This window comes from Rhodoferax sp. TS-BS-61-7, from assembly GCF_002943465.1.
Lineage (GTDB): Bacteria > Pseudomonadota > Gammaproteobacteria > Burkholderiales > Burkholderiaceae_C > Allorhodoferax.
The window spans coordinates 910,356-926,723 of sequence record NZ_PTQY01000001.1; the positions used below are offsets into that span (position 1 = coordinate 910,356).

10 protein-coding genes are annotated in these 16,368 nt (G+C 60.3%); 2 read left to right on the forward strand and 8 right to left on the reverse strand.

Features of this window, described 5'->3' with window-relative positions:
- Positions 1-318 precede the first annotated feature (318 nt).
- Genes C5F53_RS04320 through C5F53_RS04330 form a run of 3 tightly spaced genes read right to left on the reverse strand, consistent with a single transcriptional unit; the run spans position 319 to position 2,992 of the window.
- On the reverse strand, positions 319-1,113 hold the full coding sequence (locus tag C5F53_RS04320) for an SDR family oxidoreductase (protein WP_105260059.1): 795 nt from the start codon (positions 1,111-1,113) through the stop codon (positions 319-321).
- A gap of 22 nt (positions 1,114-1,135) precedes the next feature.
- Positions 1,136-2,080, reverse strand: a complete 945-nt coding sequence (locus tag C5F53_RS04325; RefSeq protein ID WP_105260060.1) for a DMT family transporter — start codon at positions 2,078-2,080, stop codon at positions 1,136-1,138.
- Between the two features lie 24 nt (positions 2,081-2,104).
- Entirely contained in the window at positions 2,105-2,992 is an 888-nt protein-coding gene (locus C5F53_RS04330; RefSeq protein WP_105260061.1) for a DUF808 domain-containing protein, read from the reverse strand.
- A 128-nt stretch (positions 2,993-3,120) separates the two neighbouring features.
- Here C5F53_RS04330 and C5F53_RS04335 point away from each other — a divergent pair, with 128 nt between their 5' ends.
- Entirely contained in the window at positions 3,121-3,651 is a 531-nt protein-coding gene (locus tag C5F53_RS04335) for a hypothetical protein (RefSeq protein WP_105260062.1), read from the forward strand.
- Positions 3,652-3,744: 93 nt separating this feature from the next.
- Entirely contained in the window at positions 3,745-4,215 is a 471-nt protein-coding gene (locus C5F53_RS04340; protein ID WP_105260063.1) for an SRPBCC family protein, read from the forward strand.
- Positions 4,216-4,342: 127 nt separating this feature from the next.
- On the opposite strand, the gene C5F53_RS04345 is transcribed toward C5F53_RS04340, so the two are convergent.
- The 5 genes from C5F53_RS04345 to C5F53_RS04365 form a co-directional block, all read right to left on the reverse strand.
- Positions 4,343-5,113: an ABC transporter substrate-binding protein gene (locus tag C5F53_RS04345; protein WP_161499884.1), complete on the reverse strand. Its 771-nt coding sequence runs from the start codon at positions 5,111-5,113 to the stop codon at positions 4,343-4,345.
- Between the two features lie 277 nt (positions 5,114-5,390).
- Positions 5,391-5,753, reverse strand: a complete 363-nt coding sequence (locus C5F53_RS04350; RefSeq protein WP_105260407.1) for a hypothetical protein — start codon at positions 5,751-5,753, stop codon at positions 5,391-5,393.
- A 1,053-nt stretch (positions 5,754-6,806) separates the two neighbouring features.
- Entirely contained in the window at positions 6,807-8,420 is a 1,614-nt protein-coding gene (locus C5F53_RS04355) for a hybrid sensor histidine kinase/response regulator (RefSeq protein ID WP_105260065.1), read from the reverse strand.
- A gap of 4 nt (positions 8,421-8,424) precedes the next feature.
- On the reverse strand, positions 8,425-14,790 hold the full coding sequence (locus C5F53_RS04360) for a PAS domain S-box protein (protein ID WP_105260066.1): 6,366 nt from the start codon (positions 14,788-14,790) through the stop codon (positions 8,425-8,427).
- Positions 14,787-16,367: a GAF domain-containing protein gene (locus tag C5F53_RS04365; protein ID WP_146097291.1), complete on the reverse strand. Its 1,581-nt coding sequence runs from the start codon at positions 16,365-16,367 to the stop codon at positions 14,787-14,789. The genes C5F53_RS04360 and C5F53_RS04365 overlap by 4 nt, the downstream gene beginning before the upstream one ends.
- Position 16,368 lies beyond the last annotated feature (1 nt).

The following is a 16,368-nucleotide window of genomic DNA, read 5'->3' on the forward strand; positions in this document are numbered from 1 at the left end:
ACGCCGGGGACGGGCTAGCGGGGGGAGGTTGCCACTGTTAGTTCGTTCCACGGCCTGCGCCAACGGTTGCGGATACCTCGGCGGGGTGTGTTTGCCAAAGCTGGCGGCTGCGCACGCCAGTGGTTCCGCGCCTGGACTTTCCCATTCACCACAACCGTTGGCACGGGCCGTTGAATACCCACCCGCTGGCAGCCTATCTGCTGTAGCACCTTGGCCGGAGCAAAGTCACCAAATCGGCTGTTAAAAGCTCCCCTCGCCGACGGGGCGAGGGGCTGGGGGAGTGGGTGTCCAAAAAAGCGGTGTAGCCGTACAAAAAAACTAGTAAGTCCCAGGGTAGGCGCCCCCATCCAGCAACACATTCTGCCCCGTCATATACCCCGCCTGCTGGCTGCACAAAAACGCACAGACCTGCCCAAACTCCTCCGCCGTGCCATACCGCCCCATCGGAATCTGCGCCTGCTGCGCCGCACGAATGTCATCCACCGACTTGCCTGTCTTGGCCGCTGCGGCCTTCACCGTGGTCGCAATGCGGTCGGTGTCAAACTTGCCGGGCAAGAGGTTGTTGATGGTCACACCCTTGGCCGCCAGGCTGCTGCGTGCCACGCCCGCCACAAAGCCCGTGAGCCCGCTGCGCGCACCGTTGGACAGACCCAGAATATCGATGGGTGATTTGACCGAGCTGGACGTGATGTTGACGATGCGCCCGAAGCCGCGCGCGGCCATGCCGTCCACTGTGGCCTTGATGAGTTCGATGGGGGTGAGCATGTTGGCGTCCACCGCCTTGATCCAGGCCTCGCGATCCCAGTCGCGGAAGTCGCCGGGCGGCGGGCCGCCCGCGTTGGTAACCACGATGTCGAAGTCTTTGCGGATGGCAAACACCGCCGCACGGCCGGCCTCGGTGGTGATGTCTTGGGCACAAAACAACACCTCAGCCCCCGTGGATACTGCGTAAGCAGCTTCCAAATTCATAGCACTGCGTTCCAGCGCTTCGGCGCCACGCGCCACGATCAGCACGTTCACACCCTCGGCCACCAGCGCCTGCGCGCAGCCCAGGCCCAGCCCCTTGCTGGCGCCACACACCAGCGCCCATTTGCCTTTGATTCCCAAGTCCATTGTGTTGTCTCCAGAAAATAAATCAGTCGGTCACCGGTGCCACGGCACGCTGGCGGCTCACCACGTACACCCCCAGCAGCACCAGCACCGTGCCGCCCACCACCCAAGCGTTCATGGGTTCATCCAGCAGCAGCACGCCCATGGCAATGGTGGACATGGGGCCCACCATGCCTACTTGCGCGGCCAGGCCGGCGCCAATACGTTCAATCGCCATCATGACCATCAGCACCGGCACCACGGTGCAGGCGGTGGCGTTGAGCAGGGACAGCCACAGCACCTCGGGCGCCACCGCAAAGGCGGTGTTGAGCGGGCGCAGCACCACAAACTGTGCAATGCACAACACACAAGCCACGCTGGTAGCCAGACCCACCAGGCGCAGTGAGCCCAGGCGCTTGACCAGCTCGCCGCTGTACGACAGGTACAGCGCATAACTGATGGCACTGCCCAGCACCAGCAGCGCACCCAGCGCCACGTCACCCCCGGCCAACGTGACCTCATGGCCAAACACCAGCAGCACGCCGCTGTAACTGATGGCCATGCCGAGCGCCTGCGGCGCCGTCACGCGCCTGCCGTACAGCGCCACCCCTAGCAACACCACCAGCGTGGGGTTGAGGTAGAGGATGAGCCGCTCCAGCGAGGCCGAAATGTAGGCCAGCCCGGCAAAGTCCAGAAAGCTGGCCAGGTAATACCCGGTGATGCCCAGGCCCAGAATGCCCCACTTGTCGTGGGTGGTCAGCCGCGGCAGGGCAACGCCCGACAGGCGCGCCTTGCGCCCAGTCCACCACACAATGGCCAAAAAGAAGGGCAGCGCCATCAGCATGCGCAGCATGATCAGCGTGACTGCGTCCACCCCGTAGCGGTAGGCCAGCTTGACGATGATGGCCTTGCCGCTGAAGGCAATCGCCCCTGCGATGGCCAGAAACAGACCGGTTGCTATGGATTTAGGAGCTGCTTGCGCACTGGGCATGAGGGCTGAAGGCACTTTTTACTGTTATTTCGGTTTAAAGATCTTGACCCCACGCTGCACCGCGATCACCCCCAGCAGCACCAGCGCGCCAGCCACCACGCCCACGGCGCCTTCCCACAAAAATCCCAGCGGCAGGCCTTCAAGCAGGTGGTGCAAAAACGGCAGGCCGTGCACCAGAATGCCGCCGCCCACCAGGAACATGGCCGCCGTGCCCGCCACCGACAGCACCTTCATCAAGACAGGGGCCGTACGCAGCAGGCCGCGGCCAACCGCTTGCAAACCGCTGCCGGATTGTCGGCTCAGGTACAGGCCCGCGTCGTCGATTTTCACGATGCCAGCCACCAGGCCATACACACCCACCGTCATCAACAAGGCCACGCCAGCCAACACGGTGAACTGGGTGACAAACGGGCTGGCTTGCACCGTGCCCAGGGTGATGGCAATGATCTCGGCCGAGAGGATGAAGTCGGTGCGGATGGCGCCCTTGATCTTGTCTTTCTCCAGCGCCAGCATGTCCACCTCGGGATTGGCTAGCGCTTGCATCAGCTCCGCCTCGTGGGCCTGGTCGTCTTCGGCGCGGTGCAAAAACTTGTGCGCCAGCTTCTCAAACCCTTCAAAACATAAAAAGGCCCCGCCCACCATCAAAAGCGGCGTCACCAGCCAAGGCGCCACGGCACTGATGGCCAGCGCCGCGGGTACCAAAATCAGCTTGTTGACCAACGAGCCCTTGCACACCGCCCACACCACGGGCAGCTCGCGGTCAGCGCGCACACCGGCCACCTGCTGGGCGTTCAGCGCCAGGTCATCGCCCAGCACGCCGGCCGTCTTTTTGGCGGCCACTTTGGTGAGGATGGCCACGTCGTCGAGGATGGTGGCAATGTCGTCAAGGAGGGCAAGAAGGCTGCTGGCCATGGCGTGTGGGGGTAGAAGTGAAAGAGGCGCCCATTGTCACCCGTTTGGCGTATGCGCCTTAGTGCTTACCCGTACAGGTTTGGCGCAGAGCTTGCTGGAGAATGGCAAACAGCAGGCACCGCCTACCCATGCACCCCTCCCCTTTGGCCCACCCCAATCCCCCCCTCCCCTCTACCGCGCCCACCGTGCTGGACATCGAAGCCTCTGGCCTGGGCCGCAGCAGCTACCCGATTGAGGTGGGCTATGTGCTGCCCGACGGCCACGCCTACTGCACCCTGGTGCAACCCGAAGTTGACTGGACCCACTGGGACGAAAGTGCCGCCGCCCTGCACCGCATCACCCGCGACCTGCTGCAGGCCCGTGGCCTGCCCGCCAAAGACGTGGCGCGCCGCCTGAACGAACAGTTGGCCGGCCAGACCGTCTATTCGGACGGTTGGGCCAATGACTACACCTGGCTTTCGGCCCTGTTTGAGGCGGCCGAGATGACACCCCGCTTCAAGCTGGAAAACCTGCGCAGCCTGCTGACCGAACAGGAAGCCGACCAGTGGCACGACGTCAAGGCGCAGATTGCCAGCGAACGTGGCACCCAGCGCCACCGCGCCAGCTCCGACGCGCGCCTGCTGCAACTCACGCTGCAACGCCTGCGCGGCCCCCACTGACACGTGCGTGTTCTAGACAGCCAGCTCCAGCCCGGCTGCGGGCAGGCGCAGTAACATGCGCCGACCACCATTTACAACAAGGAGACAGACACCATGGCCGTTACCGTAGAGATCAACCTGGGGTACGAATTTGAAGTGAAGGCCAAGGCGGCCGACGTGTTTGAGGTGTTGTCCGACGTGCCCACCTCGGCCAGCCACTTCCCCAAGGTCGACCAACTGGTGGACCTGGGCGGCGGCGCCTACCGCTGGGAGATGGAAAAAATCGGCATCGCTTCCATCAGCCTGCAAACGGTATATGCGTCCAAATATGTGTCCAACAAGGCCAAGGGCACCGTGGTGTGGACCCCGGTGAAGGGCGAAGGCAACGCACTGGTGTCCGGCAGCTGGAAGATCACCGACAACAAAAAGTCCACCAAGCTGGAGCTGGAGATTCAGGGCGAACTGACCCTGCCCCTGCCCGGCCTCATGAAGATGGTGGCCGGCCCCGTGGCCGAAGCCGAGTTTGAAAAGATGGTGGAGCAGTACATCGACAACCTCACCAAGCGGTTTGGCGGGGAGGCCTGAGTTTCCGTTTTAGAAATTCTGCACGGCGCAAAAATGCGCTATGAAATAAGGAGCTGCTAGCGCACTATCGATGTGGGCTAGCGGCTCTTTTTACTCGGGATTGCGACGTCGCTGCGTGAACGTCAGGTTATTCGCTGTACTTCTTTTGTATGGCTGCGAACACGCCAGACGCTTTCAATCCGTCCAGCGCCTTTTGCCAAAGCGCAATGTCACGGTCTGCAATGTCTGTGCTGCACGCGATGTACAACGGTGCCCCCACCAATTTGACCGAGGTCTGGACCAGGGCGTTGGCCGGCACCGCCAACTTCTTCAGCACATGCTTCACCCCCAGGGGCGTATCGCTGATGGCCAAGTCACACCGATCCAGCAGCAGTTTTTTGTAGACGGACTCCCCGTCCGTAGAGGTTGGGTCCAGGTTCGTAAAGCCGGCTGACTTCAGCGTGTTGAAGACAAGTCCGGCATGCCGGCACCCGATCAGTTTGACCTTTTTAGCATCGTCCAAGCTGACAATCTCCAAGGGACTGCCGCTCTTCTTGTAGAAATAAATGGCGCCATCCCCCAAGGGTCCAATCCATTTGTATTTTCCCTCACGCTCCGGTGTCCTCAGCATGGTGATCATCATGGTCCCGGGCACGCTGCCGAGCATCAATGTGGTCCGCATGCTCGGATACATCTCAATCGCGATCTTCAAATTCAGCCGCTCAATGATGTTCTGCACCACCTCGACCGAAAATCCTTTGAGCACACCATCTTCGAGAAAGTTGTACGGGGCCCACTCCTCGGTCACAACGCTGAGTTTCTTTTCATCGGCCCACAGCGGCGCAGAAGCCCCCGATGACAGCAGCATCAGGCCGAGCAAGGCGATTCTTCTTTCGTTGTAGACGTCGTTTGGGGCCATGGGGGAAGTGTGCGTGGTCGACCAAAGCGAGACCCAGTCTCGCATCGGCCCTGGAGGCCCCGTTGAGAGACGCCTCCTGCACCCGACACCTCGGGCAGAACCAACACACCCATTTTGGTATGGGAGACCAAGCCGGTCAATCGCCATGCGACACCGTGGGCCGACTCCACGGCCTGTGGCGTCACCAGCAGAACTTTTTGCTATGCAATCAGTAGCTGCTAGCGCAATACCTACGTGGGCTAGAGCCCCATTTGACGCGCAAATGGCCGCCAGCCACTCACACCTTGAGTGTGCGCTCGATATCCGTGAGCTTGTAGCGCGCCAAGGCCAGGTTGCCCTTGGCTTTGTCCAGCACCAGGTACAAAAACAGGCCCGCGTTGTTGGGCACCAGGCGGATCAGGTGGTACTGGTCGCCCAGGGTGATCAAGATGTCTTCGATGCCGCGGCGCAGGCCCAGCGACTCCATGGTGGCAAGCTTGGCTTTCACGACCTGGCTGTTGCCGGCGGCTGCCAGTTCCAGATTCATGCCGCCACCCGCTTGCGCCAGGCACATGCCGCTGCGGTAGTCGACCAGGGCGGCCGCCAGGGCGCCATCAATGGTCATGGTGTCGATCATGCATTGCTTCAAATTGGAACTCATATCGTCTCTCGGGGAAGGGGAAGGTTGAAGGGTCAGAAAATCCTTGAAGTCGAGCTTGCCCAGTTGCTCCATCAAGATGAACCACAAGGTCTGCGGGCTGCTGTCCGGCAGCTTGTAGACCTGGATACGTTTTGCTTGCGCAGGGGGGAGCGCCTTGAACACCGCGTCTTCCATGAGCGCATTGGGCATGAGGAAAGCCCAAATTTTGGGCAGTTCCAAAGCTGCCAGCGACTCCAGCACGGCGCGCAGCCGGTTGATGGAGCCAGGACCGATAAGAAGAATGACGGCTGCAGTGTCTGCAGCTTGGGCGGTGAAGTCCAGATTGTTCTCTGGGCGGTGCCAATCCAAGCGCAGCGGGGTGGTGCCACTGCCCAACGCAATTTGGGGCCAAAACCCTGGCCCGGAGGTATGGGCTACGCCGAGCTGCGTGAGCGCGTGGAGCCCTAGGCTCGCGGTGAGATCAAGAACGGTAACAGTAGGTTGCGCCATGGTTGCCTTGCACAAAACACCTCGCAAGGGCCTTATGAAAGAACCAAGGATTCGCGATGCCAGCTGTGATTGAAATGGTTTTCAATGGTAGCGGCGTCAACAAATTTTGCGTTTGCAAGCCAACTAGTCCCACCGCCACACAAGGGTATACCCGTATTCGAAACCCTAGTGGCCCAGCAAGACACGCCAAATGCGGAATCCCCAGTGGCCACGGCTTGCTATTAAATTAATAGCTTCTAGCGCAATATCTAATTGGCCTAGCAGCCCATTTCATGGGCGAACTCCTAGAGTCCGGCAAATTTCGATTCGTTTTCAAAATAGATTGGCTTGTGACTTTACCAATGGGCTCTTGCACCAGTTCTTCCCCAAGAGGCGCAATTTACTCAAGGTCCCCAAAGCTCAGGTCAATGAGGCGGCGTACTTGCTCAATCACTGGCCTCGCCAGTGCCTGGGCTATTGCGCTCTCCACGAGGTGTTTTACAACCTACCCATCAGACCTCTTACACTGCATTGTGTTGCGCTTTGTACTTGAATCCGCCGACTTAAACTTTGTTACCCAACGGCTCATGCATAGCGAGGCAGTGTCACAGTAATAGACGTCGTATTGCTGCTGTCGTCCACCGCAAGGCTGATGCCACCCTTCTGGGCCTCGCTGAGCAGCTTGGCGGAGTAAGTCCCCAAGCCCGTTCCCCCCTGTTTTCCAGAGGTCACAAATTTGTCAAAAAACCGCTCGCGGATGACCGCAGGAACCGCCCCCACATTGCGCACCACGATACGCAGCGGGTCCTCGTCGACCAGGGTGATGCTGACCTTACTGCCCTCAGGCGCGGCTTCGCACGCATTCTTGGCAAGGTTCTGGAACAGCGAATAACACAGGGTGCTCTCCCCCATGGCACGCGGCGGCTCGCTGCCCACGGGAACATCAACATCGACGGAAATTGTGATCTCCTTGCCAGAAAAAGTCTGCCGGTTCAACTCAGCCACGCGGTGCAGGACGGAGGCCAGCTCCACCGGTGCGGCTTTCAGCTCGAAGCGCCCGGTCTCCATTTTCAGAAGTTCCGACGACATATTGACGATGTTCATGATCGTCATGGCGGTCTCTTCCACCAGGGTCAGCATCTCGGCCTGGCGCCGGGTGGTATTTTCATCTGCGATCATGCCCTGCAGCAATCCCATCACCCCGGCAAGCGGGCCTTTGATGTCGTGCCGCGTGATGTGCTCCACCTGCTCACGCAGGCGTGCAGTTTCCACCATCTGATCGAAGTCCGCCTGCATGGACTTGCGCAGTTGCACATACCGCATGAAGTTGCGCACACGGGGTTTGAGCAATGCGGGATCCACCGGTTTGGTAATAAAGTCCACCGCCCCCAGCTCCATGCCTTGCATGCGGGCGTCACTGGTGGTGAGTGCAGTGATAAAAATCACCGGTGTGGACTCCGAATTGGGATGCTCTCGCATACGTTTTGCGACTTCAAAACCATCCATCTCCGGCATCATGACGTCCAGCAGAACCAGGTCTGGAGGTTCATCCGAGCTGCAGATCTCCAGCGCCTTGTGGCCGCTGGATGCCAACCGCACGCTGTACTCATCTTTGAGCAAGTGACTCAGCAGCGTCAAATTGTCCGGCGTGTCGTCCACCACCAAAACCGTCAAGCGGTCGGCGTTTCCGCGCACAGTTTTGCTGCTGGTATCCGGCGGACGACCGCTTTGGACTTTGCCTATAGATGCCGAGGTTTCTGAAACTGCCACCGCCGTCATCCGGCGGTGCTTGGCTGCCACGGCCCGCTCCAGGCGGTGTCCCAACTGGTTGGGAGAATAGGGTTTGAGCAACATGGCACTGACACCGCTGGAGACCGCTTGTTCGACGTGATGCCGTTCTGCTTCCGCCGTGATCATGATGAAAGGCAAGGTGAACAGACGCTCATCGGCCCGGACCGTCCTGAGTAACTCGATTCCGGTCATGACGGGCATGTTCCAGTCGGAGAGGACCATGTCCACGTGTTGGCTGCGCAAAATTCGCAGGGCCTGCATGCCGTCGTTCGCGGTGAGTATGTTTTCTGCGCCCAACAGTTTGAGCTGGTTCACCGTGACACGGCGCATCGTGTCATAGTCGTCGACCACCAGATAGGTTTTGCGATTGTCCAATTGAAAAAAACTACGTTCTTCGACGAGTGGCATGGCGTTACTCCGTAGCTTGGGATGGCAATTGGGCGAGCACCCGCCGTAACGGGACCAGCGCCTCATCAAAGTCAAAAACGTTCAGGGCTGCCTCCACAGCGGCCAACTCCCTGCCTAGCGCTGTGCCTTCAGCGCGTTGCTGAAGTTGCTCCAGCACATCCGCGGCCTCGCCGTCACTGCGCGTCAGCAGTCTTTCGAGTTTGTGCAGATCGGGTTGTAGTGTTTCCAGCAGGTCCGCCACCGCGACCGTCACCACCGCCGGGGGCACCGTACCGTCCGTGAGTGCTTGCAACCCCGCAATAACGGGCTCCAGGGTGCGCACCACGGCGTCCCGCAAAGCACTCCGGATTGTTTCGCCAGCACCTTCATGGCAGGCTTTCTCCAAGGCCGCGGCCGCGGCCTGCACCTCCAGGGCGCCAATATTGCCCGCAGTGCCCTTTAGGGTGTGCGCCACCCGTGCCGGGGCGGTGGTGTCCGCATCCCCACATGCGGCTTCAAACAACTGGGCGAAATGCCCCTGGCTGTCCCGAAATTTCACCAGCAAACGCGCATACAGCTTCGCGTTCTGCATGGTGGTGGCCAGCCCAGCCGCCGTGTCGATGCCTGGCAAGGGTGGCAACTCTGCCGCGACAGGGGCGGTGTTTGCAGAGGTGTTCGACGCGGTGCCTGCCAAAGCGGTAGCCTCCTTGCTTGCGGCAGGATGCACCCACCGCGCGATGGTGTTGAACATGGCCTCTACGTTCAAGGGTTTGGCTATGTGGTCCCACATGCCAGCTTCCAGTACCTTCTCTCTGTCGCCCGCCATGGCATTGGCCGTCATGGCGATGATGGGCAAATGCTGGAACGCTGGGTTCTTGCGAATCTCGCGCGTTGCGGTGTAGCCATCCATGACAGGCATTTGGCAGTCCATGAGCACACCGTCAAAGGCCGTGTCGGAAGACAGAATGTCCAGCGCTTCCTGCCCGTGGTTGGCAATCACAACTTCTACCTGGGCATTGCGCAACAACTCCAGCGCCAGCTCCTGGTTCATGTCGTTGTCTTCCACCAGCAGGAGGCGTGCACCGGCCAATTGCGCCATGGCATCCGAATGAATTTCGGACTTTGCGGTGGCCCGGGTTTCGACCAGTCCGCCCTTGCCAAGGGCCTCCCCAATGGCCTCCAGCAATGTCGATGCATTGACCGGCTTGGTCAGCACAGAATGGAGACGTACACCGCGTTGCTGGGCAGAACCTATGGCCTCTTCGCGGCCATAGGCCGTGACCATGATGACCATGGGCACCTGGGTCAGTTTCTCAGCCTGCAGGCGCTGCATGGTTTCCACACCATCCATCACCGGCATCTTCCAGTCCATCAACACCAGGTCGTACTGCAAACCCTGCTGATCTGCCTGCGCCGCCATGCGCAGCGCCTCTTGCCCGTTCCAGGCGACATCGACCTCCAGACCAAAGGACTTGGCCATGGAGGCCAGAATTTCACGAGCCGCGGCATTGTCATCCACAACCAGCACGCGCACCCCCAGCAATTCATCGGCACGGAACATGCGCCGTGCACTGGGCATATCCTGCACGCCAAAACGCGCATTGAAATGGAACACGGAGCCTTTGCCTGGTTCACTGTCCACCCAGATGCGCCCTTGCATCAGTTCCACCAGATTCTTGGAAATGGCGAGCCCCAAACCGGTCCCCCCGTATTTGCGGGTGGTGGATGCATCGGCCTGGCTGAAACTCTGGAACATCTTGCTGCACTGCTCTGGTGTCATGCCGATGCCACTGTCTTGGACCCAGAAGTGCAGTTGCACACCCGATGGGTCTTCAGAAATTTTTTCAATGCCAACAACAATTTCCCCCTTGTCGGTGAACTTGACCGCGTTGTTACCCAGATTGATGAGGATCTGGCCCAAGCGCAAGGGGTCGCCCTGCAAGGCCGTGGGCACATCGGGGGCGGCCTGGAACAGCAGTTCCAGGCCTTTGTCTTCGGCCTTCATGCCCACCAGGTTGGCCAGGTTGTCCATCACGTCTTCCAGCCGGAAATCAATCGTCTCCATGGACATCTTGCCGGCCTCAATCTTGGAAAAGTCGAGGATGTCGTTGATGATGCCCAGCAGGTTTTCGCCAGAGCGGTGCACTTTTTCGATGTAGTTGCGCTGTTTCTTGTCCAAGCCGGTCTGCAAGGCCAGATGGCTCATGCCGATGATGGCGTTCATGGGCGTGCGGATTTCATGGCTCATATTGGCCAGGAAGTCGCTCTTGGCCTTGGTGGCCTCCATAGCTTGCTCACGCGCCCGCAAAATCTCGGCCTCGGTTTTTTTCTGCTGCGTGATGTCCTGGTAGGCCCCATACATGAACGTAATCTTGTTGGACGCCTCGTCACGCACCACCTTCCCAGCCGCGTGGACCCAGATGATCTCGCCATCGATCGGGCGTTTGTACGCGTAAATGGAGTCGTATTGGTCGTACTTGCCGTCTACCGCTCCCTGATACCGCTCCGCCGTCGCAGCAGCCGTTTCCTTGTTGGCGACTTCCAGGCGCGAAAACCACTCGCTATCGAGCTTGTAGCGACCATCTGGCTTGATAGGTTCTCCCAAAATGCGCGCCGCACGCTCGGACTGGAAGTAATAGTCCGGGTCACTGTAGTCCACATACCAGTAGCCGCTGTCCGTCAGTTCCAGCGCAACGTCGGCCAGGAAATTGGTACGCTGGATTTCTGCCTCCATGCGTTTGCGCTCCGTCACGTCAAAGGCGATGCTGCAAAGACCCGAAATCTCATCGCCTTGTCTCATGGGCACTTTGGTGACCTGGAAGAAGCGCTCCCCATCCCCTTGACCGGCCACTTCCTCGGTCACCACCAACTGCCCAGCATTGATGGCCTGCATGTCCAGCTCGTGGTACAGCTGGCCACGACCCAGGTGATCCACTTCGAGGGTAGAGCGCCCCAATACTTCAGCGCGTGTCAGGCCGGTGGCCTGCTCCCAGTCGGAGTTCACAAAGGTGTAAACACCATGCACGTCCTTGACATAAATGGCGGAGTTGATGTTCTCCAGTACGGCTTCCATGAACTGGCGATTGCGCTGTATCTCCTGTTCTGCCAGCTTTCGCTCGGTCACATCCAGCAGCATCCACACCGTGCCCTTACTCAAATCGTGGGGATCAATGGCAGCACCATTGAGCTGGCACCAGAAGCGTGTGCCATCGGCACGGATCAACTCCTCCTCGCGCTGGTGTTTCTCGCCACGGGAAAGCTGTGCATAAATCTCGTCCAGTCCCTTCGCAAACTCCTCGTCGGTGGCGTACCAGGAGCGGGGGGATTTTCCGATCAGCCCACCTTCGCCGGTTTTGAACAACACATCGAGCTGCCGGTTGCCACGCACAATCACGCGCTCCTTGACGAAGGCGATGCCCAGCGTGGTGGCCTCGAACATGGCGGTCTGCTCGGCATTGGCGGTGCGCATGGCCTCCTGGGCCTTCTGGCGCTCCGTCACGTCGTACATCCAGCTGATCATCTGCAGAGACTCCCCCTGCTTCATCATGTTGGCGCTGATCAGCACACTGATCGATTCACCATCAGGTCGCACCGTCTCAGTTTCAAAATCCTTGACGACGCCGTCGCGGCGTAATATTTCGACCAGCTCTGCACGGCTTTGCGGGTTCTTCCACATCGACAGGGTGCTACCCAGCTTGAGCAACTCCTCCATGCTCAGACCCATCATCTGCAGCATCTGCTGGTTCGCGAAAATGGGGCGACCATCTGCGGCTGCGATGCAGACAGCGACCGGGCTGTTCTCCAGAATATTTTGAAGGTGTCTGCGCTCGTCAGTGAGTGCCTGTTCCGCCGCTTTGCGCTCGGTCACATCATTCAGCATCCACACCGTGCCTTTGGACAGATCGCTAGGGTCAATGGCCGCGCCACTCAGTTGGCACCAAAAGCGCGTGCCGTCGGCGCGCACCAGTTCCTGCTCGCGCTGGTGCATTTCACCGCGTGCGAGCTGCGCGTAGACGGCATCTCCACCCTGGACGAAGTCCTCGTCCGTGGCATACCAAGCGCGTGTGGTCTGACCAATCTGTGTACCGTCCGGGGTTCCAAACAACAGATCCAGTTTGCGGTTGCTACGCACAATGGTCCTATCCTTGATAAAGGCAATACCCAGCGTAGTGGCCTCGAACATGGCACTCTGCTCGGCATTCGCGATGCGCATGGCCTCTTGGGTTTTCTGGCGCTCCGTAATGTCGGTAGCGATGCCGCAGATGCCAAAAATTTCCCCCGCCTCGTTGATGAGCGGTGTCTTGGTGGTCATGAATGTGCGCAGCTCTGACCGATCGGCAGAGGGAATGACCTCCTCGTAGGTCACTACTTCGCCGTTGTCCAGGACCCGGCGCTCCACCGCTGCAATCTTGTCAGCCACGTCCTTGGGCAGGAAGTCATAGGCGCTCTTGCCGAGGACATCATGCTCGCCGACGCCCATGTACTTGGCATAAGTGGCGTTCATCAGCTGGTAACGGCCTTCGCGGTCTTTGAGGGTGATGATGGAACCAATGCTGTCCACCAGCGTGCGGATCTGGCGCTGGCTATTGCGGACTTCCTGTTCCACCCGATTGCGCTCGGTCACGTCGCGCACCGAGGCACACACACAGACGCCCCGGCCACCCATGGCGGGCAGGCGCGACAGGCCCACCTCCACCGGGAACTCCGTGCCGTCTTTGCGCACCCCCCTCAGGCTTCCGTCAGTACTACCCATATTGCGAGATCGCCCGTCTTGCACAAACCCCTCGCGCAGACCTGGATGTTTGGCGCGTATGGCGGTGGGCACCAATATTTCCATGGGCTGGCCCACGAGTTCGTGGTCCGCATAACCAAACAGGTCCTGCATCCGCGGGTTGACCATGGTGATGGTGCCCTGCGCGTCGGTGACCAGCAGCCCATCGGGTGCGGATTCAATAATGCCGCGGTACCAGGCCTCGGTGGCCGCAATGGAATCTTTCTGCGCTTCCAGCTCCACGGCTTGCTCTTCCAGCGTGGCTGCTTGCAGCTGCATGGCCTGCGCTTGACGTTGTGTTTCCTGCAGCAGTTTGTTGGTACGCACGCTGCGCTCGAGAATCTCCAGGTTCATGGCCAGCGTGGGCATGACGCCGTCCAGCAAAGACTCCTCGCGCGCCGAGAGCGGCTCGAACGTGGCGATTTCCAGCACCCCCAGCAGCCGCTCATTGCGCAAGACCGGCAACACCACAATGGCAACCGGCACGGCATCGCCCAGGCTGGAACCAATGCGCACGTAGTCGGGCGGTGGCTGGGTCAGCACGATGGGCGCACGCTCCATCGCACACTGACCTACCAGGCCCTGACCCATGGCGAAATACTGGTTCAGCTCCTTGCGCTCCCGCAGGGCATACCCACCCAGCAGACGAACGCGGTGCTCCTCTTCCTCATGGATATAGAAAGCACCATGGCCGATATGCAGCAAAGGCCCCAATTGGCTGAACAACACCTGCGAGAGCTCGGCAAAACTGTTGACCGTTTGCAAGGCATTGGCCAACTCGGCCAGATTTCCCTTGACCCAACTCATGTTGTCCATCGCAGCCGCCCCTTGCTGCAGTACCTGGACAGAGCGTGCAACCTCGCCGACTTCATTGTTGTAGTCGGTGCAGGGCACCTCGGCGCTGAGCTCGCCGTCGGCGAGCTTTTGGACGGCCCGCCGGATGCTGGAAATCGGGTTGCGGATGGAGCGAGCCACCAGCAGCGCGATCAGCGCGCTGAGCAGTGCGCCGACAGTCAGCAACATCACCGCGATGCGCACCATGTGGCCCGCTTCGGCGATAGCCCGGTCCACGCCATCACGGGCTTGCTTTTCCTTGGCTTCGGCCAGCTCGGTGATGGCAGTATTGGCAGCGACGCCGGGGGCGCGGAATTCGGCCGATGTCAGGTAGACACGGGCGGCCTCATCCTGCCCCACGCGCATCAACTCCAGTACTTTGTCCCTGTTGGCCTTGTAGACCGCCAGTTCTGCTTCAAAGGTCTGCAGGCGCTGCAGGTTGGCGCTCTGGTGGAGCGTTCCGCGCAATTCGTTGATCATGTTGCGCAGACCGCTCTCGGCTTCATCGATCTCCTTCAAGGCGATGACCCGCTCGGGGCCAGAGCCGGCCAGCAAGGCCTGGCGCAACTCGCGTCCGATCGTGGAGTACTGGACCTGCGCCGTACGAGCGGCAGACACACCCAGCAGTTCCTTGTCATTGAGTTGCTGGATGTGTTCGATCAGGGTCCGCTGTGCCTGCAAGTTGATCAGGCCCACGCCAATCGCAAACAACATCAGCAAGATGAACCCTGAAGCCAGTTTTTTGCCCAAGGTCCATTGCTCCAATGAGCGTGCGAATCGGTTCATGTAGTTACCTCAACATTGTCCCCGTGCTGTGCATGGGCCTGCAATTGCAGGGTTCGGCGGTGAATTTCCAGGTGGTTTTGCAGCAGGAACACCAACTCATCCAGTTGCCGCTGGACGCGTCCGTCCGGGGCCCGGAGCAAAGCCAGCTCCAGCACACCAATCAAATGGTCTTGCATGACCAGTGGAACCAGCAGCAGTGCGCCGGCCCGGGCGCCCCCCAGGCCCGAACGTACGTTCCAGATGCCGTCGGGTGGCGTCTCGATCAGCTGGCTACGCCGCTCCACGGCACATTGGCCCAGCAACCCTACGCCGGGTTGCAACAACGCCTCTGGCGCCTGGGAACAAGCAGCGCTGCCGGCCAGTATCAGTGTGTCGTCGTCGGGCTCACCGTTCGCCACGTACAAAACACCTTGCAATGCACCGACCATCTCGCGAGCGCTCCGAAAAAAGGTGGTTGCAAACTGCTCCCAGTCATCGCAGTGCTGCAGCCGCAGCGACAGGGCGCCCAACTGGGTTCGCCAATGCACCTGCGCCTCCTGCTCGTCTGCATAGACCTGCAGCTGTGTGGACGCCAGGCTCTGTGCGTAACGTACACGCAGCAAGCGCAGCCACAGCCAGCCCAGCAGCAACACCAGAAGCGCCACACCCATGGCGAGCCCGGCAGAGGCAGCCATGGGCACGGTGCGGCCCAGGTCTTCCGCAACGATCAGTTGCCAATCACCTGCCGGGTCGTTCCAACTTACAGGGGCCAGTGCGACGGCATAGGACTGCTGGTCTACCCGCTGGACGCCCTGCACGGGCTCCAGCGGCAAGGCAAGCGGGGGCTGGTTTTCGAACATGGCGCCAAACTGTTTGAGCTCCCGGATGGCCTGCAGGCGCGCCGGTGTGGCCACGCCCGCCAACCGGCCCGTCCAGTCGTTCCGGTTACCCGCAAACACCACCCCTTGCGGAGACAGCAGCAATGCAAGGTCGTACTTGTCACGCAGCAGGGCATCCACGCGGTCCAGCGTAGTGCGCGCTACAACGGCCCCACCCCCTACGGTGGAGCGCGCGTGCTCGGGGAAGATGGGGGCGGTGAAGTAGAGTGAACGGTCCCCCCGCGCCATGCTGACGGCGGCGTAAACGTTGGATTGCCCGCGCATGGCCATCTGGAAATACGGTCTGAACCGTACATCCAAACCGGTGGAAGGTTTGTTGGCACGGTCCCAGGACGATTTGACGATACCGTCCACCCCCACCACAAATACGCCCTCTGCGGCAAAGGCATTACCCACGATGGACATCGTTACGGGGACATTGGAGTCGTCCGCCGCAAGCCCGTTGGAGGCCTCCTGCTTGATGTCCCCATCCAGCAGACCCAGCAGGGTGACCGAGCCCATCAGGTTGCCGTTCAGGGTGGTGGACATCAGCTCCAGGCCACTGCGCTGTGCCTCAGTCTGCAACAGATGTTGGCGCTGCTGGGTGCGTATCTCTACGTCGAGCCAGTAGGCGCCGGCGGCCAGAACCAGTGCCACACCCGCATTCAGTGCCCAGGCAGCATGCGCGTTTTGCGCCAAATAGGCAGAGAGCCGTTTCACG

Bases quoted from the DNA above. Each gene is read 5' to 3' on its own strand.
- C5F53_RS04345 (WP_161499884.1), bottom strand. From the start codon at position 5,113: ATGGCCCCAAACGACGTCTACAACGAAAGAAGAATCGCCTTGCTCGGC.
- C5F53_RS04330 (WP_105260061.1), bottom strand. From the start codon at position 2,992: ATGGCCAGCAGCCTTCTTGCCCTCCTTGACGACATTGCCACCATCCTC.
- C5F53_RS04340 (WP_105260063.1), top strand. From the start codon at position 3,745: ATGGCCGTTACCGTAGAGATCAACCTGGGGTACGAATTTGAAGTGAAG.
- C5F53_RS04325 (WP_105260060.1), bottom strand. From the start codon at position 2,080: ATGCCCAGTGCGCAAGCAGCTCCTAAATCCATAGCAACCGGTCTGTTT.
- C5F53_RS04335 (WP_105260062.1), top strand. From the start codon at position 3,121: ATGCACCCCTCCCCTTTGGCCCACCCCAATCCCCCCCTCCCCTCTACC.
- C5F53_RS04320 (WP_105260059.1), bottom strand. From the start codon at position 1,113: ATGGACTTGGGAATCAAAGGCAAATGGGCGCTGGTGTGTGGCGCCAGC.
- C5F53_RS04360 (WP_105260066.1), bottom strand. From the start codon at position 14,790: ATGAACCGATTCGCACGCTCATTGGAGCAATGGACCTTGGGCAAAAAA.
- C5F53_RS04355 (WP_105260065.1), bottom strand. From the start codon at position 8,420: ATGCCACTCGTCGAAGAACGTAGTTTTTTTCAATTGGACAATCGCAAA.
- C5F53_RS04350 (WP_105260407.1), bottom strand. From the start codon at position 5,753: ATGAGTTCCAATTTGAAGCAATGCATGATCGACACCATGACCATTGAT.